This is a genomic window from Enterococcus sp. AZ071 (assembly GCF_050499065.1).
Classification (GTDB): Bacteria; Bacillota; Bacilli; order Lactobacillales; family Enterococcaceae; genus Enterococcus_A; species Enterococcus_A ferrettii.
On sequence record NZ_JBIPAS010000001.1, the window covers coordinates 1,746,043 to 1,767,087 of the forward strand.

Annotated in this window: 22 protein-coding genes; 8 read left to right on the forward strand and 14 right to left on the reverse strand. The window is 40.4% G+C overall.

Translation table 11 applies throughout. The features are described 5' to 3' along the window. Positions 1–198 precede the first annotated feature (198 nt). The 3 genes from IGI49_RS08590 to IGI49_RS08600 are packed head-to-tail and all read right to left on the reverse strand — an operon-like array spanning position 199 to position 2,542. The gene (locus IGI49_RS08590; protein WP_207701057.1) at positions 199–867 is read right to left on the reverse strand and encodes a Pr6Pr family membrane protein; all 669 of its coding nucleotides are present in this window, start codon (positions 865–867) and stop codon (positions 199–201) included. Between the two features lie 21 nt (positions 868–888). Further along, positions 889–1,740, reverse strand: a complete 852-nt coding sequence (locus IGI49_RS08595) for a GRP family sugar transporter (protein WP_429964166.1) — start codon at positions 1,738–1,740, stop codon at positions 889–891. 16 nt (positions 1,741–1,756) lie between these two features. Continuing rightward, a complete protein-coding gene (locus tag IGI49_RS08600; RefSeq protein WP_207701055.1) occupies positions 1,757–2,542 on the reverse strand; it encodes a glucose-1-dehydrogenase in 786 nt (261 codons plus the stop codon). 166 nt (positions 2,543–2,708) lie between these two features. Between IGI49_RS08600 and pepA the strand changes: the two genes are divergently transcribed. After that, complete coding sequence (gene pepA / locus IGI49_RS08605; RefSeq protein WP_429964167.1) at positions 2,709–3,779, forward strand: glutamyl aminopeptidase; 1,071 nt, start codon at positions 2,709–2,711, stop codon at positions 3,777–3,779. 43 nt (positions 3,780–3,822) lie between these two features. Here pepA and IGI49_RS08610 read toward each other — a convergent pair whose 3' ends face one another. Next, positions 3,823–6,165: an ATP-binding cassette domain-containing protein gene (locus IGI49_RS08610; RefSeq protein WP_429964168.1), complete on the reverse strand. Its 2,343-nt coding sequence runs from the start codon at positions 6,163–6,165 to the stop codon at positions 3,823–3,825. Between the two features lie 128 nt (positions 6,166–6,293). Between IGI49_RS08610 and IGI49_RS08615 the strand changes: the two genes are divergently transcribed. The 3 genes from IGI49_RS08615 (at position 6,294) to IGI49_RS08625 (ending at position 8,386) form a co-directional block, all read left to right on the forward strand. Continuing rightward, complete coding sequence (locus IGI49_RS08615) at positions 6,294–6,965, forward strand: response regulator transcription factor (protein WP_207701052.1); 672 nt, start codon at positions 6,294–6,296, stop codon at positions 6,963–6,965. Further along, positions 6,965–8,005, forward strand: coding sequence for a HAMP domain-containing sensor histidine kinase (locus IGI49_RS08620; RefSeq protein ID WP_429964169.1), 1,041 nt, complete (start codon positions 6,965–6,967; stop codon positions 8,003–8,005). Before IGI49_RS08615 ends, IGI49_RS08620 begins: the two co-directional genes overlap by 1 nt. Positions 8,006–8,086: 81 nt before the next feature. Then, positions 8,087–8,386 carry a hypothetical protein gene (locus tag IGI49_RS08625; protein WP_207701050.1) on the forward strand — a complete coding sequence of 100 codons (300 nt, stop codon included), beginning with the start codon at positions 8,087–8,089 and terminating at the stop codon, positions 8,384–8,386. 74 nt (positions 8,387–8,460) lie between these two features. Here the strand turns inward: IGI49_RS08625 and IGI49_RS08630 are convergent, their stop codons facing one another. From IGI49_RS08630 to IGI49_RS08640, 3 genes are all read right to left on the reverse strand, one after another. Continuing rightward, positions 8,461–9,447, reverse strand: a complete 987-nt coding sequence (locus IGI49_RS08630) for a LacI family DNA-binding transcriptional regulator (RefSeq protein ID WP_429964170.1) — start codon at positions 9,445–9,447, stop codon at positions 8,461–8,463. Between the two features lie 131 nt (positions 9,448–9,578). After that, positions 9,579–9,896: an AzlD domain-containing protein gene (locus IGI49_RS08635; protein WP_429964171.1), complete on the reverse strand. Its 318-nt coding sequence runs from the start codon at positions 9,894–9,896 to the stop codon at positions 9,579–9,581. Continuing rightward, positions 9,889–10,644 (reverse strand): AzlC family ABC transporter permease, encoded by a 756-nt coding sequence (locus tag IGI49_RS08640; protein WP_429964172.1) that lies wholly within the window; start codon positions 10,642–10,644, stop codon positions 9,889–9,891. Before IGI49_RS08640 ends, IGI49_RS08635 begins: the two co-directional genes overlap by 8 nt. Positions 10,645–11,031: 387 nt before the next feature. Between IGI49_RS08640 and IGI49_RS08645 the strand changes: the two genes are divergently transcribed. Beyond that, positions 11,032–11,715: a YoaK family protein gene (locus tag IGI49_RS08645; protein WP_429964173.1), complete on the forward strand. Its 684-nt coding sequence runs from the start codon at positions 11,032–11,034 to the stop codon at positions 11,713–11,715. A 31-nt stretch (positions 11,716–11,746) separates the two neighbouring features. Here IGI49_RS08645 and IGI49_RS08650 read toward each other — a convergent pair whose 3' ends face one another. From IGI49_RS08650 to IGI49_RS08665, 4 genes are all read right to left on the reverse strand, one after another. Then, positions 11,747–13,204, reverse strand: a complete 1,458-nt coding sequence (locus IGI49_RS08650) for an aldehyde dehydrogenase family protein (protein ID WP_429964174.1) — start codon at positions 13,202–13,204, stop codon at positions 11,747–11,749. Positions 13,205–13,330: 126 nt separating this feature from the next. Then, positions 13,331–14,152, reverse strand: coding sequence for a DUF4097 family beta strand repeat-containing protein (locus tag IGI49_RS08655; protein ID WP_429964175.1), 822 nt, complete (start codon positions 14,150–14,152; stop codon positions 13,331–13,333). Positions 14,153–14,245: 93 nt separating this feature from the next. Next, positions 14,246–15,202, reverse strand: a complete 957-nt coding sequence (locus tag IGI49_RS08660; protein WP_429964176.1) for an aromatic acid exporter family protein — start codon at positions 15,200–15,202, stop codon at positions 14,246–14,248. A gap of 54 nt (positions 15,203–15,256) precedes the next feature. Beyond that, positions 15,257–16,618 carry an FAD-dependent oxidoreductase gene (locus IGI49_RS08665; protein ID WP_429964177.1) on the reverse strand — a complete coding sequence of 454 codons (1,362 nt, stop codon included), beginning with the start codon at positions 16,616–16,618 and terminating at the stop codon, positions 15,257–15,259. A 191-nt stretch (positions 16,619–16,809) separates the two neighbouring features. Here IGI49_RS08665 and IGI49_RS08670 point away from each other — a divergent pair, with 191 nt between their 5' ends. Continuing rightward, positions 16,810–17,271, forward strand: coding sequence for a DUF441 domain-containing protein (locus IGI49_RS08670; RefSeq protein WP_207701041.1), 462 nt, complete (start codon positions 16,810–16,812; stop codon positions 17,269–17,271). A 104-nt stretch (positions 17,272–17,375) separates the two neighbouring features. Here the strand turns inward: IGI49_RS08670 and IGI49_RS08675 are convergent, their stop codons facing one another. Further along, on the reverse strand, positions 17,376–18,326 hold the full coding sequence (locus IGI49_RS08675) for a zinc-binding dehydrogenase (protein ID WP_429964178.1): 951 nt from the start codon (positions 18,324–18,326) through the stop codon (positions 17,376–17,378). Positions 18,327–18,777: 451 nt separating this feature from the next. Here IGI49_RS08675 and IGI49_RS08680 point away from each other — a divergent pair, with 451 nt between their 5' ends. Both IGI49_RS08680 and IGI49_RS08685 read left to right on the forward strand, forming a co-directional pair. Then, the gene (locus IGI49_RS08680; RefSeq protein ID WP_429964179.1) at positions 18,778–19,461 is read left to right on the forward strand and encodes a transposase; all 684 of its coding nucleotides are present in this window, start codon (positions 18,778–18,780) and stop codon (positions 19,459–19,461) included. Between the two features lie 14 nt (positions 19,462–19,475). Further along, positions 19,476–20,360 carry an IS3 family transposase gene (locus IGI49_RS08685; protein ID WP_429964180.1) on the forward strand — a complete coding sequence of 295 codons (885 nt, stop codon included), beginning with the start codon at positions 19,476–19,478 and terminating at the stop codon, positions 20,358–20,360. A gap of 123 nt (positions 20,361–20,483) precedes the next feature. On the opposite strand, the gene IGI49_RS08690 is transcribed toward IGI49_RS08685, so the two are convergent. Together IGI49_RS08690 and IGI49_RS08695 are read right to left on the reverse strand one after the other, a co-directional pair. Next, positions 20,484–20,807 carry a type II toxin-antitoxin system RelE/ParE family toxin gene (locus tag IGI49_RS08690; protein ID WP_429964181.1) on the reverse strand — a complete coding sequence of 108 codons (324 nt, stop codon included), beginning with the start codon at positions 20,805–20,807 and terminating at the stop codon, positions 20,484–20,486. After that, on the reverse strand, positions 20,804–21,037 hold the full coding sequence (locus IGI49_RS08695; protein ID WP_207701038.1) for a type II toxin-antitoxin system prevent-host-death family antitoxin: 234 nt from the start codon (positions 21,035–21,037) through the stop codon (positions 20,804–20,806). The genes IGI49_RS08690 and IGI49_RS08695 overlap by 4 nt, the downstream gene beginning before the upstream one ends. Between the last annotated feature and the right edge of the window lie 8 nt (positions 21,038–21,045).

A 21,045-nucleotide genomic window follows, 5' to 3' on the forward strand; every position in this document is an offset into this window, starting at 1 on the left:
GATTTGTATATATGTAAATTGCAGCAACTATGAAGCATATAGCCGCAGCCAGCTTATGTTCTTTTTTCAATTTAAGATATGGATTTTTTCGATCAATCTTTCATCAAATTGATTAAAAAACATCAGAACAATGTATAAATCAAGTGGTTTTCAAAACGTACAACAAAAAAGCTTGCAACCAATGGTTACAAACTTTTTTTATTTAGTAAACGGCTTAAACCGGTTAGTTATCCAGGCAATCAGCTTCATTAGATAGCCAAATAGAACAAATGCCAGTAGCAAAACCAGTACATTAATGATTACCCGGGTCCAGCCTAGCTGGTCAGCATCAATGAAAAAGTAAGGATAGTAGCTGCCAAAGCCCGCAATTGGTCCGCCAATTTGTGCGCGGACAATAGTAAATACCCAATAAAGCAGCGGTAAAATCGCCCAAGTCCATGGCTTAATCTTTTTCATATTGCTTGTATTCGCAAAGATAATCCAGTCCACAAATACCATAATTGGGGTAAACGTATGGACTAGAATATCTGAGAAACTATTTACCGCATAGCCTGAAGTGTCAGAAATAGTAGGCACCAAGATAAAATTATAGATCAAGCCAGTGATCACAATAATTAGTGTCAAGGCTCCCATGCTATTCGGCGAAAAATCTGCCGACCACGCCTGTTTTAGAGAAAGACTTTTGGCAATACTTTTAATAAGCAAATACAAGTAAGCAAAAAATACCAGCAGATTACTTTGAATCGTATAAAAAACCAACTGATTTAGTTCAAATCGACCTTCAAACAGCCCCAACAGCAATGCAAGTCCCCACCCGCAACCGATAACCAATACGAAACGAAAAATATTTTTTATCGTAAGATACAATGCTTTAACTCCTCCTTTTTTTTATAAAAACGCCGTTGTAACACTCCCAATCACAATTAGGGCTAACCCAATTAACGTAAAGCGAAACTCTTTGGGCGTCTTTTTCTCTTTTAGAATAAACATACCACCTAACGTCGAAATAACTACATTCAACTGTGTGATTACATAAGCAGTTGCTACGCCATTGCTTTGAGCCGAAAAAATATAGGCAAAGGCTGAAATGCTGAAAATAATCCCGACGATGACTGCTTTCCAGCTTTTATCGCTTGAGAAAGCAGTTGGCTGTTTAAGGATAACATAAATTAATGCAGCAATAAATACACCCAACATTTGAGGAAAGAAAATAGCATCTCCTGGCGCATCTACCAGCTTAGGCAATGCACTGTACACCCAATAACCCACACTGGTACTTGCTAAAATGATTAACCCTTTACTAGTTCCGCCCTGATCATCTGAACCTTCTGTGATAGCGGTCAATGCAGCACCAATGACCAATAGCACAATTGATCCAAAACCGATAATCTTAGAGGTAGTTCCAGCCCATTCTCCAAAGGCAAAAACGCCGATTAAGGAGGTCCCTACCAGCTGCAAACCTGTCGAGATTGGCATCGTTCGCGAAACACCTAGCAAATTAAAAGCAGTATATTGGCCAGTTTGTCCGATTACCCAAAAAGCACCAGAAGCCATTGCGATCATAAAGGTACCCAAGGAAACACTTTGATTAGAAAAGAAAAAATAGACAATTAAGCCAACAATTAGTGTACCAATACCTGTACCTAAGATTTCATTGGTCGGACGGCCACCGATTTTTTTTAGAATCAGCGGCTGGACGCCCCAACCAATTGCCGGTAATAATGCAATTAAAACATTCATCCATCAACACTCCATTCTATCCTTTTCCACCTTGAAAAGATGGGTACAACGTCATACCGCCATCAACGAACAACGTAATTCCTGTCACATAACTCGATTCATCTGAAGCTAACCAAGCAGCAGCCGCTGCTACCTCACTTGGCTCACCAATACGCTGCATCGGTACCATACCGGTAGTTGTCGCCAATTGTTCTGGATCTGCAAATTTCTTCGCATTAATTGGTGTATTAATAGCACCTGGTCCAATACTATTGACCCGAATATTACGGGCCGCATATTCCATCGCAACCGTTTCAGAGAATAGTTTTACTCCGCCCTTAGATGCTGCATAGTGAGCAAATGTTGGCCAAGGAATCTGCTCATGGACTGAAGACATATTGATAATGTTGCCCTTTTTATCTTGCTCCAAGAAATAATTTAAGGCAGCTTTAGTCCCTAAAAATACACCCGTCAAATTCACATCAATTACTCTTTCCCAATCCTTTAATGGCAATTCATGGGTTTCGTGTTGATTTTCCATCCCGGCATTATTGATCCAAATATCCAGATCACCAAACTCTTTGACCGCTGCATCAATCAACTTTTGAGTGCCTTCTTCGGTACCGACATCGGCTTGGACAGCGATGCCCTTTCCACCGGCTTGTTCAATTAATTCTACGGCTTCATTGGCTCCTTGTTCGTCCGAGTGATAGTTTACTACCACGTTCATTTGTTCTTGACCAAAACGTTTAGAGATTGCTGTTCCAATTCCTTTTGATCCACCGGTAATTACGGCTACCTTGTTTTTTAAGTCAGTATACATACCTTTTTCCTTCTTTCCATGAATAAAAAATGAGTCCTTCATTTTACAATTACTCTACCCGTTTTTATTTTTTGTTGCCAATAATCGGCTCAGATAGAAGTCAGACCTTACAGATCATCCAAAAAGGATTATACTATTTAATAATAGAAGATAAAGGAGCATATGTATGAAGGAAACTACATTCAACCGTATTAAAGAGTTGACAGAATTACAAGGAACCAGCGGGTTTGAAGAAGATGTTCGGGCCTATTTGAAAAAGGAAATGACTCCCTTAGTAGATGACATTCAACAAGACGGCCTAGGGGGTATTTTTGGTCTTAAGAATGCTGGCGAGGATGCACCACGAGTGATGGTAGCGGCTCACATGGATGAAGTTGGTTTTATGCTGACGGAAATTACCTCCAGAGGTTTATTCAAGGTGGTTCCCTTAGGCGGCTGGAATCCTTATGTTGTTTCAGCACAACGCTTTACCTTGAAAACAAAAAAAGGAAATTATCCCTGCATCTCATCCTCCGTTCCTCCTCATTTGCTGCGCGGGACTGGTGGTCAAGCCCAAGTAAAAGTTGAGGACATTTTGTTCGATGCTGGCTTTGAATCGAAGGAAGAAGCCTTAGAATACGGCGTTCTGCCTGGAGATACGATTGTGCCGCAGGTGGAAACCGTCAAAACAGCCAATGGTAAAAATATTATCAGTAAGGCTTGGGATAATCGCTACGGCTGCACTGTTGTCTTGGAAGCACTAGAGGCTTTACAAAAAGAAACCTTGGATTACACACTGATTGCTGGCGCAAATGTGCAAGAAGAAGTAGGCTTGCGAGGAGCTAAACCCGCAGTCACTAAGTTTAAACCTGACTTGTTCTTTGCAGTAGATTGCTCTGCAGCGGATGATTTAACTACTACTAATGGAACGTTTGGTCACTTGGGCGAGGGGACCCTGCTGAGGATTCAAGATCCAGGCATGATTTTACTGCCTCGCTTGCGAGAATATTTATTGGACACTGCTGAAACGCACAATATTCCTTATCAATACTTTGTTTCGAAAGGTGGAACCGATGCTGGCGCTGCCCACACTGCCAATGAAGGAATTCCTAGCAGCGTAATCGGTGTTTGCGGCCGCTATATTCATACTCACCAAACGATGTTCAGTATTGCTGATTTCGATGCAGCTCGAGAAATGCTGATTCAAGTGTTGAAGGGGCTAGACCAAAGTACTATCCGCACCATTATTTATGGCTAGAAACAAAAAATCAGTACCCTCTAATAAGAAGGTACTGAATTTTTTATTCTGCTCGTAAAGCGATTGCTGCATCTTTTTTAGCAGCCATTCGTGCTGGAATGTGTCCGCCAATCATGGTTAATACCGTTGAAACGATAATCAAGATAAGCCCATGTACAGGATTCAGCTGAGCCACATTCTCCAAATCAGTCATATTATACAACACTATATTGATTGGGAAAGTTGCTAACCAGGCTAGTACAACACCCAATGTTCCTGAAGCCAAACCTAAAATACAGGTCTCCGCATCAAATACTCGGGTAATATCCTTTTTCCGCGCACCTAAAGCCTTCAAAACACCAATCTCTTTCGTCCGCTCAATGACTGAGGTATAGGTAATAATCCCAATCATAATCATACTAGTTACCAATGAAATTCCGGCAAAAGCAATCAGAACATAGGTAATAGCGTCCATCAAACCACCGGTCAATTCAGTCATAGTCCCAGCCAAATCTTGGTAGATGATTCGATCTTCCTTAGACTTTCCTTCATTGTATTTATCCAAGTAATCCAAAATCGCCTCTTTGTCCTTGAAGTTATTTGGATAAATCATAATACTGTAAGGGATGCTGTCGCCGCCAAGGTAAGCTAACGTGCTGTCCTTCGTACTATCATCTAAAGGTTCATTGGTCATCACATTGGTACTGCTGTCTCTTTGTGCTGCAACGATCGCTGAGTCTTTATTTTCGTCAACAATTTTTCGAGTCAATTCATTACTATAAGCAATTCCTGGGGCTAACAGGTTCATGGTTGAATCCTTCTTCACCCGCAGCACACCGGAAACCTTCATTTCTTCATTGTTGGCATTGTTGTAAATGTCATTGTAATCACTGTTTGGCACAAAATTTCCAGTTGGCAATTCAGTATAATAGTCGTTGTTGTGAACCAGTTTAAAAGTGGTTCCTACGATTTGGTCGAAATTCAATTTCTCGCCATCCTTGACGTCAAAGCCAAGGTTCTTTAAGGAATTGATATTGGTATTATTGTTGCCATCAACAATTAACACTACATCTGTTGGGTCTTTTGGATATGCGCCATTTAGCAGATCATAGTTTTCTTCTAAAAAGCTTTCGCTGCCTTCTTTCAATTGTTTAGGGAAAGAAGAAACACCGACACCCGTCATATTCGCCATTGCATTGGTCATTCCAGCGCTGGCACTGTCTGAAGCGTCGTTGGATAATTTCACTGGTTCCACGTTGCCGTTCACATCTCTTAGCAGGTTCATTCCAACTAAACGAGTAAATCCAATATTGTTGCTCAAATCAGGGTTGATATTTTCAATATAGTCTACATACTCTTGGTCAATTTTATTGGTATGCTGCGAACGATCCTGGTCACTGATTTTAGCCGTTACTGTATCCGTTTTAGGGAAGTTCCCATCATCGGTACCTAACGCATCTTCTTGCCGACCACTCCGATCTGCGGCTACTTGAGAAATCGTAATTGGGAACTTGGCCATTGTTTCCGATTGCGTCTGATCAATTTGCGTTTGAAACCCGCTGGAAAGTGAAAGCACGATCCCTATGCTGATGATCCCGATACTGGAAGCAAAAGCAGTTAAGAAGGTCCGCCCTTTTTTGGTTCGCAGATTGTTAAAGGACAGCTTCAACGCCGTCATGAATTTCATTTTAGTCCGTTTCAAATTAAATTGATCTGGTTTTGGTCGTTCTTGATGGGGATGTGAATCACTTAAAATCTTCCCATCAGAAAAACGAATAATCCGATCAGCATATTCATCGGCTAAAGCTGGATTGTGGGTTACCATAATCACTAATTTTTCTTTAGACAGCTCTTGAATCAGGTTCATAATTTGCACACTGGTCTCCGTATCCAGTGCCCCAGTCGGTTCATCACAGAGTAAAATGTCTGGATCATTAGCCAACGCCCGGGCAATCGCCACCCGCTGCATTTGACCACCAGATAACTGATTCGGCTTTTTATGCATATGATCAGCCAGACCCACACGACGCAACGCATCCTCAGCCTTTTGTGTTTTTTCTTCTTTTGGCACACCACTTAAGGTCATACCAAGCTCTACGTTATCAATAATACCTAAATGGCTGATCAGATTATAGCTTTGAAAAACAAAACCGATGGAGTTGTTCCGATAAGCATCCCAATCGGACTCCTTAAAGGTTTTCGTTGATTTTCCATTAATCACCATATCACCAGTATCGTAATTGTCCAGACCGCCGATTACGTTTAGCAGCGTAGTTTTCCCAGAACCACTAGCTCCTAAAATCGCGACAAATTCCTGACGGCGAAAAGCGACGGTTACGCCATCAAGGGCCTTGGTAGTTGTGTCCCCAACATGGTAATATTTCTTTATATCTTTTAGTTCTAACATGAATTCATCCCTTTATTTTTTGATTTGAAGTGAAGATACCAGAGCTTTATTAACTCAAGATGAACAAACTTCACACATAGTTCACAGCATTTAGCTACTATTATTATGCAAAAAGGAGGCGAAGGCAAATGAACCACTTGCTGATTGTGGAAGACGAGGAAAACTTATTGTTTCTTTATCAATCGATTTTGGAGCAAAATGATTTTGTCGTATTTCTAGCAACCAACGGCGTTGAGGCCCTGAATATCTTAGATAAGCAGCACATTGATTTAATGATTACCGATATTATGATGCCGGACATGGACGGCTATGAACTAACTCAAGACCTAAGAGAGGCGGGCTTCCAGCTGCCAATCCTGATGATTACTGCTAAAAATACCTTTCAAGATAAAAAGAAAGGTTTTGGTATGGGAATCGATGATTATATGGTGAAACCTATTGATCTCAATGAGATGGTCCTGCGGGTAGAAGCTCTATTAAGGCGGGCTCAAATTGTCCACAATAAACAGCTGACCGTTGGACAAACGACTCTCGATCAAGCAAGCTATCAAGTTATTATCCAAGAGAATGCCGAAACACTGCCGCAAAAAGAATTTTTGCTGCTCTACAAGCTCCTAGCCTATCCCAACAAAATTTTCACCCGACGACAACTGATGGATGAAATTTGGGGCTTGGATTCCGACAGCGATGAACGAACCATCGACGTACACATTAAACGACTACGTCAAAAATTCCAGGAAAATCCTGACTTCTCAATTGAAACAATTCGAGGATTGGGCTACAAGGCGGTGCTTCATTGATGCTAAAAAAACTGCATTCTTCCTTGTGGGTGTATTTCACCTGCATGATTTTCCTGATTATGGTACTTTTGTTAGGTTTCTTTGTGACATCCATGTTTGTGCTGAATCGCTTTGATATTTTAAGTACCCGACAAGAGCAGCACATCTTTCCTTTAGCAATCATCTCGCTGTTGAGTCTGCTGATTGGTTTAGGCGTATCTGCCATTGTCAGTAAACGGATTCTTCATCCTATTGCCAGTCTGCGTCAAGCCATGACTCAGGTTGCCAAAGGCGACCTGACTGTTCAGCTGACCGAGGATCAAAAGGTCGAGGATGTGGAACAGCTCTACCACGATTTTAATGTGATGGTAAAGGAATTAAGCAGCATCGAGACTTTGCGCAACGACTTTGTTTCAACTGTTTCTCATGAGTTCAAAACACCGGTGGCCACTATCCGAGGATATGTACAGCTGCTGCAAAATGAACAGCTGAAGCCGGAACAACGAAGAATTTATTTGGAGCGTATGCTGGATGGCACCCTGCAATTATCTCAGCTAACAGACAATGTTTTGCATTTGACCAAATTGGAAAGCCAAAGCATTCAATTTCCTAAAGAATCTTTTCAATTGGATGAACAAATCCGAGAGGTCATTTTATTCTTGCAGCCGAAATGGGAAATACAGCAGCTTCAGCTAGACATTGATCTTGAAGAAACCTGCTATAAAGGCAATGAAGAATTTTTGTATCATGTATGGTTAAACCTGCTGGACAATGCCATCAAGTACAGCCCGCCAGAAAGCAAATTAACCGTTACTTTAAGAAAAGTCGAAGGCGGGTTGGAAATAGCGATTTGCGATGAAGGTTTAGGTTTGAGCCCTGAAGAGAGCCAGCACATCTTTGAGAAATTTTATCAAGCAGATACCAGTCGTAAAATAAAGGGCAACGGCTTAGGCTTAACGCTAGTGAAACAAATTATTCATTTGCACCATGGCAGCATTAATGTATCCTCTCAACTAGGACAAGGCAGCCACTTTATCATTTATTTACCAAATCCTAGGTAAATCCCAAGAAAAAATGACCAAATCGTTCACAGTTAATTCACGAACAACAGTTATTCTATATACATGGAGAGGATGATTTAAATGAGCGAAGAAACAAGATCCATTTATTTTATCGAAGAAACACAAAGTATTGAAGGTGCCTATGTCGAAGTTCAAACTTTATATGTAGCTGATAATGAAGAAGATGCCAAAGAGGCTTATGAAAATATGTTGAAACAAAGCAATCGTAAATCTTTCGGACTATTACTAAATGAATACGTAATTAGAGCAGATCAAAGTTATTTTATGCAGTTGATGCGGGCTTGGAAAAAGCTGCCCGCTGACTTCTATCGTAAAATGAAGGTCTTAACTTACCGACCTTTAGCTGAATATCAAGGATAAATGCCGATCAAAAAACGAACAAATTGGCCTCTGTTAATTGGAGAGCAACTTGTTCGTTTTCTTATTGTCCTCCTCTAATCCTCAAACACTGTATCCAGCATTACATCCGTAATCCGCTCATTCGGATACAAAATAACCTTCTTAATCTTTTCCGAAAGAATGGCTCCGAATTGCTCTAGGGGTTGTTTGACTGAGCGTATTTTGGGTCGCACCAGCTCAGTCATCGCCCCGCCATCAAATCCCACCATATCAATATCACGATACAATTGCTTTTTCATGTCGTAAATTGCTTGGTAACAACCTAAAGCTACCATATCATCAACACAGAAAATCGCGGAAACATCTGGCTGTGAGTGAATCAGCTGTGTGGTTCCACGGTACCCACCCTCGATTGTCAAAGGAATCTTTTGGACTAGCTCAACTAAAAAAGGCAGGTTAGCTTCCTTGAGCGCACGTTTATAGCCTAAAAATCGTTCATTCAAATGATAGGTCGTAGCATCCTCAGTCAAAATAGCAATCTTCTGGTTTCCTCGACGAATCAACCACTCAACGGCTTTACATGCACCAATTTCTTCTTCTACTAAAATTGAACCATAGTAGCCTTGGTTCAAGCCCCGATCAACAAATAAAATCGGTGTTTTTAAATATCTTCCCTGCTTAATGACTTCTGGTGAATACTGATTCGCTGTGAAAAAGACGATTGCCTCAACACCTAACTGATTCAGCTTCTTCAATAAATCCATTTCTCTTGCCTGCTGATGATCTGATTCGCAAATAATCAAATAGTACCCATTTTCCTGCAGCTTGTCTCGCAAAACCTGCAGGATACCGCTGGTAAACTGTTCAGAACCAGAAGGTGCAATTACGCCAATGGTCTTTGACTTTTTTAGAATAATGTTGGAAGCAAAATAATTCGGCGCATAATCATTTTCTTCAATGACCTTCAGCACCTTATTTCTGGTTTTTTCGCTGAACCGTCCACCCTTGTTATTCATGATTTGGGAAACGGTGGTCACCGAAACCCCTGAAAGCTTGGCAATTTCCTTAATCGTCAGTTTCATTTGGTCGTCGTCCTTTATTTAAGTCGTTTTTCTCATCATACCACGTTACACGGGTTGCGTCGTTCTCAGTAGGAAAATAATAGATGAGCTATCAGCTGCAACAAAAAAACGCCTGCTGCTTGAGCGGCGCCCTACATTAACGATAATAGAAATACCGCTGCTAAACCAGCGATTACCGACCAAGCCATGGAGCGGGTTTTATAAGCAACTCCTGCCACTAAAAACATTGCCAGAATCCGAATATTTCCCCCTATTTCAAAATGCGCATGGCTGATAAAAACATCCTTAAATACCAATGCAGCAAATAGCGATATCGGAACAAACTTCATCCACTCACTAAACCATTCCGGTACTTTGCGCTGTGAGAAATAAAGCATCGGGATTACACGGGGAATATAAGAAGCGACAAATAAGCTTAAAATCAACAAAAGTAAATAAAAATTACTCATGATGAGCCTCCTCGCCTTTTACAGTAAAAAAGTCGTCATTGTCTTTACCAGTCGCCGAACTGCGAATTTTTTTATCGACCAAAAAGCCTACCAGTGAAGCAACCACCGTTGCCAAAATCAAACCAAAAGTATTCTTCAGCAGCAGCATAAAAATGACTGCCAATCCTCCGGAAAATAACCCCGTTACTAACAACAGCTTATTTTTCACCTGCATAATAAACATAAAAATAAACATCGAGGTTAAAGCAAAATGCACCAGCTCTGTATCCACATGAATCAATGAGCCGAAAACACTGCCGAGTACGGTACTGATTACCCATGAAGCCTGAGAAAACCAGTTCACCATAATCGCCCGCGTACGATTCCAAGTTTTGTCGGTTGAAAACTTTAAATAATTAACCGCATAATTTTCATCATTCATTGATTGCGAAAACACGGCCAAAAATCCCCGCTGCTCCTGCTTAAAAAAGTGAGACAGGCTCGAGCCCAGCAAAGCGTAACGCAATTCCAAAAACAAAACCATCAATATGATGGAAGTAAACGAGGCGTGAACCGCTAACAAAGATACCACCAAAAACTGTGCACCACCTGAGAATACAACCAAAGACAGCAGTGCTGTCAAAAGAGGATTAAACCCTACTTGCTGCAGCAGCATGCCGCAGGCTAAACCCACGGGAATATAGCTGAAACAAAGGGGCATGACGGCTTGAAAGGCTTCTTGCCAGTCTGCCCGATTTTTTAAAGACATCAGAATCTTTTCCTTCCAATTTCGAGAGTAAAAAGCATACCCATTTTAACACAATTTCAAAAAAAAGATAGCTGGCTTTACTAGGCTTATTTATCTAAAAAACTAGGAGGTTGTTCGGAATTCTTCCCTTTTATCCCCTCCATCAGCTGATATTTAAAGCGTTTTTCAGATAATACTTCCAGCGAATAGTTTTGAGCCAATTATGGTTCGGAAATTCTCAAACTTCGCCTTGTTAATACACTGCGATTTTTAGTCTAAGTTATGAAAATTCCGTTGTGTCTTCTTGATTTCAAGTTTAATTTTGCTATTTTTTTCATGATCGATTAATTTTCCACCCATTTTTTGAAGCAATGTGCTACCATAGTTTCAGAAGAGAGATGAGCACCTGTGAATTCAAGTTTTCATGAACATCGCTCCGTCGGTTTAATTTTGACATTTATCGGCGGCGTGATGGACAGCTATACCTACATCCGCTATGAAGCCTTTGCCTCGGCCCAGACTGGAAATTTAATTTTAGCGATTATTCAGGCCTTTGACCATCAATGGGCTTTAGTCGGCAAGAAGCTGCTTTCTACCCTGTTTTTCTTTTTAGGTATTTTACTGGCTAAATACTTAATTGATTACTTCCGGGAAAAGGAACTGCATTTTTGGCGATTGTTCCTATTGTATTTCGAAGCCTTGGTCTTTTTCGTGATCAGTCTGCAGTGGCTAGAGCCGCATCCTTCTGCAATCACAGTGATTATTGCCTTTACTGCTGCGATTCAATGGATTGCCTTTGATAAAATTAACGGCTTATCTTACACTAATTTGTTTACAACAGGCAACCTAAAGGGTGTCGCTACAAATTTTTATGACTATCTGAAAACCAAGGATGACAAAGCCAAACAACAGTTTTTCCACTTTTTATGGGTCGTATTGGCCTTTTTAGCTGGCGTAGTTGTTTCCGTGTTTAGCTATGATTATCTAGGCAGACAAACAATTTTACTGGTATCGGTGTTATTCCTATACCTGGCAGTTACGCAAAGCTATCAAATTTGGCGGTTTCATAAAGAGGTCTACACCACAAAATAAGAGCTGTCAGCTGACAGCTCTTATTTATGTCTTAAAACGGATACTGTCCTTTACCAGACTGAGTAGTTACCCATTGAACCCGAGTAAACTCTTCCAGTACCCACTCACCGTTAAAGCGGCCGATGCCGGAATTTTTCTCCCCGCCAAAAGGTGCATTGGGCTGATCATCAACAGTTAAGCCATTAATGTGGCACATTCCTGCTTCGATTTGGTTTGCTAACAAACGACCTTTGTTCAAATCCTTGGTGAACAACGCGCTGGATAATCCATACTCTGTATCGTTCGCAGCTGTGATTGCTGCTTCAGTATCTTTGACTTTGAGAATTGGTAATACCGGACCAAAAATTTCTTCATGAAAAATCTCGAGTGCAGGATCTTCTGAGGTTAGCACTGAAGGTTCGACTAATTGGCCTTTCACGCCGCCTTCAATTAAAAATTCAGCGCCTGCTTCTCTCGCTTTTTTCACGATTTCTTGGATTTGATCCGTTTGTTTTTGATTAATAATCGGACCTACCACTGTTTCATCCTTAGCCGGATCGCCCACAGCCAATGCTTTTACACGAGCGACTACTTTTTCAACAAATTCATCGAAAACAGACGCGACAACAATCGCTCGATTGGCTGCCATACAAATCTGACCAGAATGCATGAATTTACTTACAACTAATGCTTGAGCTGCTTCTTCCAAATCAGCATCCTCCAGAACGATAAATGGTGAATTTCCACCCAGCTCTAAAGCGACCTGTTTAATTTTCTTGCCGCTCATGGCATGACTAGCAATATTTTTACCAACTGCCGTTGAACCAGTAAAAGAAATAAAGCTTGGTATTGGATGCTCCACAAAATAGTCACCAATTTCACTGCCGCTGCCGACTGTTACATTGACTAACCCTTCTGGTACTCCTGCATCCGCGAAGAACTTCGCAGGCAGCAGGCCACCAGTCACTGGGCTGTCACTGGCAGGCTTAATAACTACACCATTTCCAGCTGCCAAAGCAGGTGCCAGCGAACGCATCGTCAAATGGAATGGAAAATTCCAAGGACTAATAATTCCAATTACTCCCAAGGGACGGTGTGTCACAAAGCTTTCCTCACCTGGTTTATTGGTTGGCAAAATTTTGCCTTCTGATCGCATAGGAAATGTCGCAGCTTCGCGAGTGATTCCCTGAGCCAGACTCGCCTCTAACCCCGCTTTGATTTTAGTTGCTCCACCTTCCTTAATCAACCAGTCAATGATTTCGTCTTGGTGCTCCTCCATCAAATCAGCAGCTTTTTCAATAATTGTGCTGCGTTCCTGAGGCGTCTTGTTCATCCATTCCTTTTGTGCCTTTTTGGCAGCTTGATAAGCTGTATCAACATCATCAGTATTGGCACCTTGAAGTGTCACAATTGTCTGCTGTGAATAAGGGTTCTTGTCCTCGTTCACATGCTCACTGTCATTCCCAATTTGCCATTTTCCTGCAATAAATTGTTTATCAAATTTCTCCATCAATTCGTCACCTTCCTTCTATCCATCATAGAATACGGTTTCACGAATGACAAAGAATCGGCTCAGCACCATCTGAAATTCTGCAAAAAAAAAAACGAGCCGCATCAACGCCTCGTTTTCTTCAATCTATTCACTAAATTTAACTGTAATATCTCCATTAGAGGTATTCAGATCCAATACTTTTTCACCAGAGCCTTCTGAATTTCCCGGAGTATTTTGTCCGTTGGAGGTATCAGAATTAATCTCAAAATCAGATTGTTTGCCAATAATGTAGCCTTGTATGCTGGCATTGCTGCTGTCAACAGTTAATTCGCTGCCAACTTTTACATTATCAAATTTAAGGTTGCCGTTACTAGTTTCCAGCATAATATTTTTTCCATCTAAACGATCCGCCTCCAGCTTGCTGTTGCTGGTAATAAACTCACCATCACTAAAGGTCAAATCAGACAAAGTAATTTTACCATTGCTGGTTTCGGCATCAATCGTATCACTAACCTTCAGCTTAGATAATTTAATTTCATTATTAGACGTTTCAATATCCGCAGAATTTACTGAAAGGTTTTTAACCGAGACGCTGGCGTTGCTGGTTTCTAGGTCCAAGTTTTCCAACTGATCTTTCGGAACTTCAACAACGACTTCTCCTTGGTCGTTACCAAAGCTGAACCAAGAAGTAAAAAAGAACCAGTTGTCTTTACGTTCAAGCGTTAATACTCCATCACGTTCTTTCAGACGATAATTGTTGTTTCTAGATTCTTTATATTCTATAGTAGCTCTATTATCATTAGTTCCTACTACAGTTACTGGTGAATTTTTATCATCTATTATAATGCTCTGAAGCGCTTCTTCTGCATGATATGTTTTATTCGTTTGACGATTATGGAAAAACATACTCGACATACTTACGACCGCTAGCCCAACCAATATTAACCCTACTGCAATTTTTTTCATTTTGAACTCCTCCTATTTCCTTCTCCTTTATAGTAAAGGAAACACAAGAATCTTGCCTAGGTCATAAGACTGATTTTACCTAGGACCTCCCGCTTATCTTTGAATTTCACGATAAAAACCAGCCTTTATCGCAATAAAATCCTGGAACAATTGAAACAAATGGAACAGCATCGCTCGATTCTCAAAGGCTTCCCGATTTTCTGGTAGGTCTTTGGTTCGATACCGTTGATACGTCTCGTCAATCTTTTTCAAAATTTCCTGGCCATCATTGTCTTCGGCTAATGTTTGCGAAGTAAAAGTGAACAAAGCTCGTAATTCTTGGGCTTCATTTTCTGTTGCGTTCAAATGAATAAGCACCTGCAGCATATCTGAAAGATTCTTCACCTGCAGACGCCGCATGGCAAAATATTCAAAATAATAGCTGTTAGGCGACCATAAGCGATTTTCTTCAAAGTTCAAGGCGCGCTTTTGCGCCTGCTTCACAAAGTCAGCCAGTGAAAGACACTCTTGCAGCAACACTTCTTCACCCGCATTTTGATTAAGAGAATCAGACATTTTCGCCAGCAGCTTCTTCATCATTACTTCTACTACCTGTTGGTCCTCTTTGATTTTCTTTTCCGTATTGGGCATATAGATATTGGCAATTAAGGCGCAGCCAACGCCGATGATCATCAGTAAATACTCATTTAAAATCAATGAGGGAGCCAAGCTTTCACTGGCCAGAAAATGGGTGATCAAGACGGAACTAACCGAAATTCCTTCTGCTACCTTTAGCCGGACTGATAAAGGAATAAATAAGAGCAAATACAAACCAAAGGAAAAAGCATTAAACCCAAATAGTGAAAAAAATAAAGCCGCTATTGCTGTAGCTAAAGTCAGCGAAATAACCCGATTCCAGGCGGTTTTAGCCGTCGAGCGTTTCGTGTTAGTGACACTTAGAACAGTAATAATCGCTGCCGCGGTAGCACTCTCTAGTCCTAATAAGTTTGCGATGACCAAAGCAATCGGTGCAGCAATTGCCGTTTTTATCGTTCGTAATCCGATCTTCATCTTTTTCACTCCTCATAAAAAAGGCTACACTATCCAGTGCAGCCTGTAAACCTCTTATGCTTTGTTTTCTTGTTGCAAGGCTTTTAAACCAGCCATTCCTAACAAGTTCCATGGTGTATCAAACTCTGGTTGGAAGAAGAAATCGGCATACGCCAACTGCTCCACCGTAAAGTGCGTTTGAATAGCAATGGAAATCGCATTGATGTTCGCCGTTAAATCTTCTTTCGACATGATTTGGGCGCCTAGAATTTCCAGATTTTCTGGATTGTATACTAGTTTGAATATCATGCGAGTCTTTAAGTTTTGTGGAACAAAATCCATTAACGTATCTTGATCCAAGAAAACAGATTTCGTTTTAATGTCTAGCTTGCTGGCCATTTGGTCATTTAAGCCAGTTGAAGCAAATTTATAGTCAAAAACACGTAAAGCAGAAGATCCTTGAACGCCAGGGAACGGGTATTTTGCTTCTTCTAAATTGCGAACAGCATAACGACCTTGACGGCGCGCGTTCGTTGCCAATGAAATATTGACTGTAGTGTTACCAGGATTGTATTGGATCAGCGTTGCATCTCCAACTGCAAATACGTCTGGTTCACTTGTACGCATGTATTCGTCTGTCTTAATCATGCCGGTTGGCAATATTTCAACCGCATCCTTCAACCAAGCAGTATTAGGCCGAACACCTGCAGACATTACTACCATGTCAGCTGGATATTCCCCTTTATCGGTCACTACTTTAGTTACTTTGCCGTTGTCATCGCCAACAAATTCAACAACTGATTCTCCCATTGCCAACTTGATACCATGGTCAACCATTTCTGTTTCCAGCACATCGGTAAATTGTTTATCCAGGTAGACTCCTAATGGACGGTCAATAATATCCACTAAAGTAACCTTTTTACCAGATACTGCAAATGATTCCGCTGCTTCAATTCCGATATAACCAACGCCGATAACCACAACGTTTTCAATATCTGGATCTACAGACAACATTTTTAAATCAATTGTGTCTTGACGACCACGCATTGTTTTAATATTGCCTAAATCTTTGCCTGGCACAGGCAAGATAAACGGATTGGCTCCGGGACTCAAAATCAATTTGTCATAACTTTCTGCCCGTGTTTCCCCTGTGACATGGTTCAATACTTCTACTTGATGTTTGTCAGGTTCTACTTTTGTAATTTCAGTGTTTGTGAAAACGCGGACCCCGCGTTGTTCCATCTCTTCAGCAGTCGCATAGCGAATTGAATTCACATCTTTAACGACTCCTTCAAGATACATTTGCGTGCCTCACCCCATAAATGAGATAAAGTCGCCCTTTTCATACCACTGAATTTCCGCATCGGGCTGCGTCAACAACAGTTCTTCGACCGCTTCATAGCCGCCGTGTGAAGATCCTAATACGATAACCTTCATGTATATCCCTCCTAAATTTCTTTTGTACAAACTGTACACTCTAATACTACGTCATTTTTGCTCAAAAGAGGAGGAATAAGTCTTAATTATTGATACTAATTCTTAACTAGTATTTTCTGAAAAATACAGGATTCTGGTCGCACTTTTGCTGCTTTTCTTGTATAGTAGATTCAGATAAGGAGTGGATAACTTTGGAAAGCTGGTTATTTCTTGGCATTATTCTATTAGTGGCCTTTCTAGCAAAAAATCAAAGCTTACTGATTGCCACATTAGCAGTGTTGGCATTGAAATTACTGCCGCAATCAGACAAAATACTAACAACCTTGAATCAAAAAGGCATTAACTGGGGCGTCACCCTGATTTCAGCAACTATCTTAGTCCCGATTGCAACGGGAGACATTGTATTAAAGGATTTATTGAACACCTTGAAATCACCCTTAGGCTGGGTGGCTACCATTTGCGGAATTCTTGTCGCAGTCCTTTCAGCCCGAGGTGTGGGTCTCATTGCTTCATCTCCTGAGGTGACTGTTGCTCTAGTTTTCGGAACAATTGTTGGTGTCGTTTTCTTAAAGGGCGTAGCCGCTGGACCGGTGATTGCGGCCGGGATCACTTATTGTATCATGCAGGCAATTCAAGTATTTGCTACGAAATGAAAATTAGCAGGACAATAATCCCTCAGATTTTGTCCTGCTAATTTTTATAATTGGCTATTCAAAGTATATAATCGTAAGAACTAGCCGGATTAACTAAACCATCTTTACGGCTGTAAAAGAATCTTTCCAACACTTTTACCTGATTCTAAAAATTTATGTGCCTCTTTTCCCCTAGACAAAGGGAAAATTGTTGGCTCACTAATATGTATTTCCCCCTCTCTGAAATACTCAAAAAGTCGATTACTTCTGTTAATGCGCTCTTGAGAACTAGTCAGGTAATCCCACAAATCTCCAGTTACTATACTTTTAGATTGAGACAGCAGTTTAACAAAATCAATACTAGGGGGATTGCCCCCAGCCATTCCAAAGAAAACTACTTTTCCTTTATTTTTAAGTAGGTTTATACTATCTAGCAGTGTGATCCCCACCCCATCATAGACGGTATCAAAGAAAGATACGTACTCTTCCTCCCAATTTGAATTTCTTAAAAAAACTTTTTTTGCTCCTTGATTCAAGGCTAAACGCTGTTTTTCCTGAGATGATGTAATTCCATAAACATTGAGACCATCCGCAGTTAACATCTGTGACAAAATTTGTCCTACGCCACCGCTTATTCCATGTACAAAAACATTGCTGTTCTGCTGTCCATCACCTAAATCGTGTGCCAAAAAATCTGCAGTTAAGCCTTGCAGCCCAATGCTCGCTACCAACTTAGTATTTATGTCATCAGGAACCCTTATGGCATTTTCTTCTGGAACAGCTACTAGATTTGCGTTTGAAAAAGGAACATCGACAAAAAGTACCTTATCCCCAAGTTTGTAGTTGCTGACGGAGCATCCCAGACCAACAACAGTGCCAACTCCTTCATACCCATTGATATATGGAGTGCGTTCTTCGATATGATAGGTACCTTTTCTTCTATAAATGTCTGCGTAATTTAACCCAATATAATTCATCTCTACTAATAGTTCATTTTCACAAATTATTGGATCTGGTAATTCTCCATATTCTAAAACGTCAGAACTGCCAAATTCATTAAAAAATAAAGCCTTCATGTTCAATTCGTCTCCTGTCAACTAGATATTATTTTACTGATAAAGCTTCTAACATCGTATCATAATCCATCCATAAAGAGCACTCTCATCAGAATTAGTTTATGCTGTACTTTATACCCACTATGTATAGTTCTTTAAATCCGCTCACATTTCCTTCTAGCACAGTTTTTTGTATATTCCGATTAGTGTTTTGGGATCAGCAGTAACAATCAACTTAATTGCCACTTTTAGCTTATTCCTTGCATCTGACTTTTTTTAAGGTTTGCAGCAATAGTTTGAAAGCAGCCGTTCATTTAATCTTCATTTTCTAGATCCTCAAGCAGCATATCTACGATGCAAATTTTTTTACGTTTACCTGCCCGGATAGCGAAATAAAAAAGTTGGGAAAAATTGATATGCTACCCCTATCTAGGACAAGGAAATAATTAAATCCTAGATAGGGGTATTTGTTATGGGAAAAAGAAGGATGAAGCTGAGTCCAGAAGAATGTCTAAAGATTGTCGAGAGTTATCTTAGACATGAGATCAGTTTGAAGGGAGCCACCAAGGAAGCACAGGTTTCCACAGAAACAATCCAACGATGGTGTAATTTGTATGAAAATGAAGGAGCCGCAGGTTTGGTTGCTTCAAGAAAGAATAACAATTATTCGAAGGATTTGAAGCTGACAGCCGTTCAAGATTACTTTACTGGTGGAGGCAGCCAAGTTTATATCGCCAAAAAGTATGGATTAAGAAGCAAGAGGCAACTACAGGACTGGATCAAGGTTTATAATACTCATAAAGACTTCAAATCAGAAAGTGGTGGAAGTAGAATGAGTCAAACCCGTGAAACCAGTCAAGAGGAACGTCTGAAGATTGTATTAGAGTGTCTAGCCAATAATAAGGATTATGGAGCGATGGCAATCAAGTATCGAGTGTCCTATCAGAACGTCTATAACTGGGTGAAGAAGTATGAGCAGCGAGGCTATGACGGGCTTCAAGATCGGCGAAGCCGACGCAAAGCGAAACAAGTCGGCCGAACACCAGAAGAAGAACAAGCAATTGAGCTAGCCAAATTGAAGAGTGAGATTAGACAATTGAGAATGGAAAATGACCTGTTAAAAAAAGTGAGGGAATTGGAAAGGAGGAATCGTTAGGGCAATTTCGAAACGTGGCTGCTTACCAAGCAATCAAATTCTTGCACGAAGAAATGGACTACCCGATAAAACCCTTGTGCGAACTCTTGCGGATAACACGCTCTGCCTATTATCGCTGGTTGAAACATCCAGAGAGTGTACGCGAACAAATCAATCGTCAAATCACAAAAGACATTCGAACAATTCATGAAAAGCATCCAGATATGGGGTATCGTCGAATCAAAGATGAATTGAAGCGGGCCTATAAGATAAATGTTAACGATAAACGAGTCTTACGCATCTGTCGTCATGAACAAATCCAATCGAGGATAAAACATCCAGCAAATTGCATTACAAGGTGTGCTTATGCTCCGTACTACAAAGCAAAGAACGTTTTGCGTGGCCAGTTTCATGCAGAGGCGCCGAATCAGAAATGGGTGACAGATGTTTCAGAATTCAAGTATTTTATTGGACCAATAGTCAAAAAACTCTATTTGAGTGCGATTCTAGATCTTTACGATCACCGCATTGTCACGTATGTACTGAGTGATACCAATGATTTAGACTTGGTCTTTGATACGTTTGATCAAGCAGTCGAATTGGAGCCAGAGGCTCATCCAATTTTCCACAGTGATCAAGGGTTTCAATATACCCATGTGAACTTCTTCCGCCGCATCGTAAAAGCCGATATGATTCAGAGTATGTCTCGTGTAGGGAAATGTACTGATAATGGACCTATGGAAGGTTTCTGGGGAATGCTTAAGCGAGAAAACTATTATGGACGAAAGTTTACCAGTCGCGAAGAACTCGTCACAATGATTACTGACTACATGAAGTACTACAATACTGGACGTTACCAACGAAAATTACAAGTAATGACGCCGATGGAATTTCACAACAATTACTACAAAGCTGCATAAATCACCAAGGTATATTCAAAAAAACTACTCATCTATTTTTGATGAGTAGTCCACAAAAATTTTATACTATTTCACTGTCCTATTGACGGGGTGCGCACCAAATTCTCACCAACTTTTTTTGTTTTAATAAATAAACCCTTCAAATTTCTCTATATATTCCTCGCTCACTGAAAACAATCTCAAAAGTGTTACCGTTTCTGAATTTTCATCAATCGAGTAAAATAATATATTTTTCTCAAGGGGTAAATACATATATCCTTGAAAGGTAAACAGTAAAGCTGTAGCATCTTTTCCCATTTTTGGAAATGTTCCGATTGTATCAAACGTATCAAAAAGCTGGCTAAGCACTTTTTTTGAGCTATTCTCAGAAAATTCATCTTCCAAATATAAACTAAGTTTAGCCAAGTCTGACATTAAATTGTTTGTCAGGACAACTGCATAGCTCATAGTCCAAATTTCTTTCTAGCATCAGAAAGGTCAACCACGCCACTCTTTTCTGCTTGCTTTAATTTTTCAACAATTTCTATGCTTGCTTTCAAACGATCATACTCTTCGATATTGATAATTGCATACATTCCACGACCATTTTTTGTTAAAAATACCGGTTGATCATTCGTAACCTCCTCAAGCAGTTTATTATAATTTCGTAAATCTGATACAGGCTTAATATTTAACATTACACTCA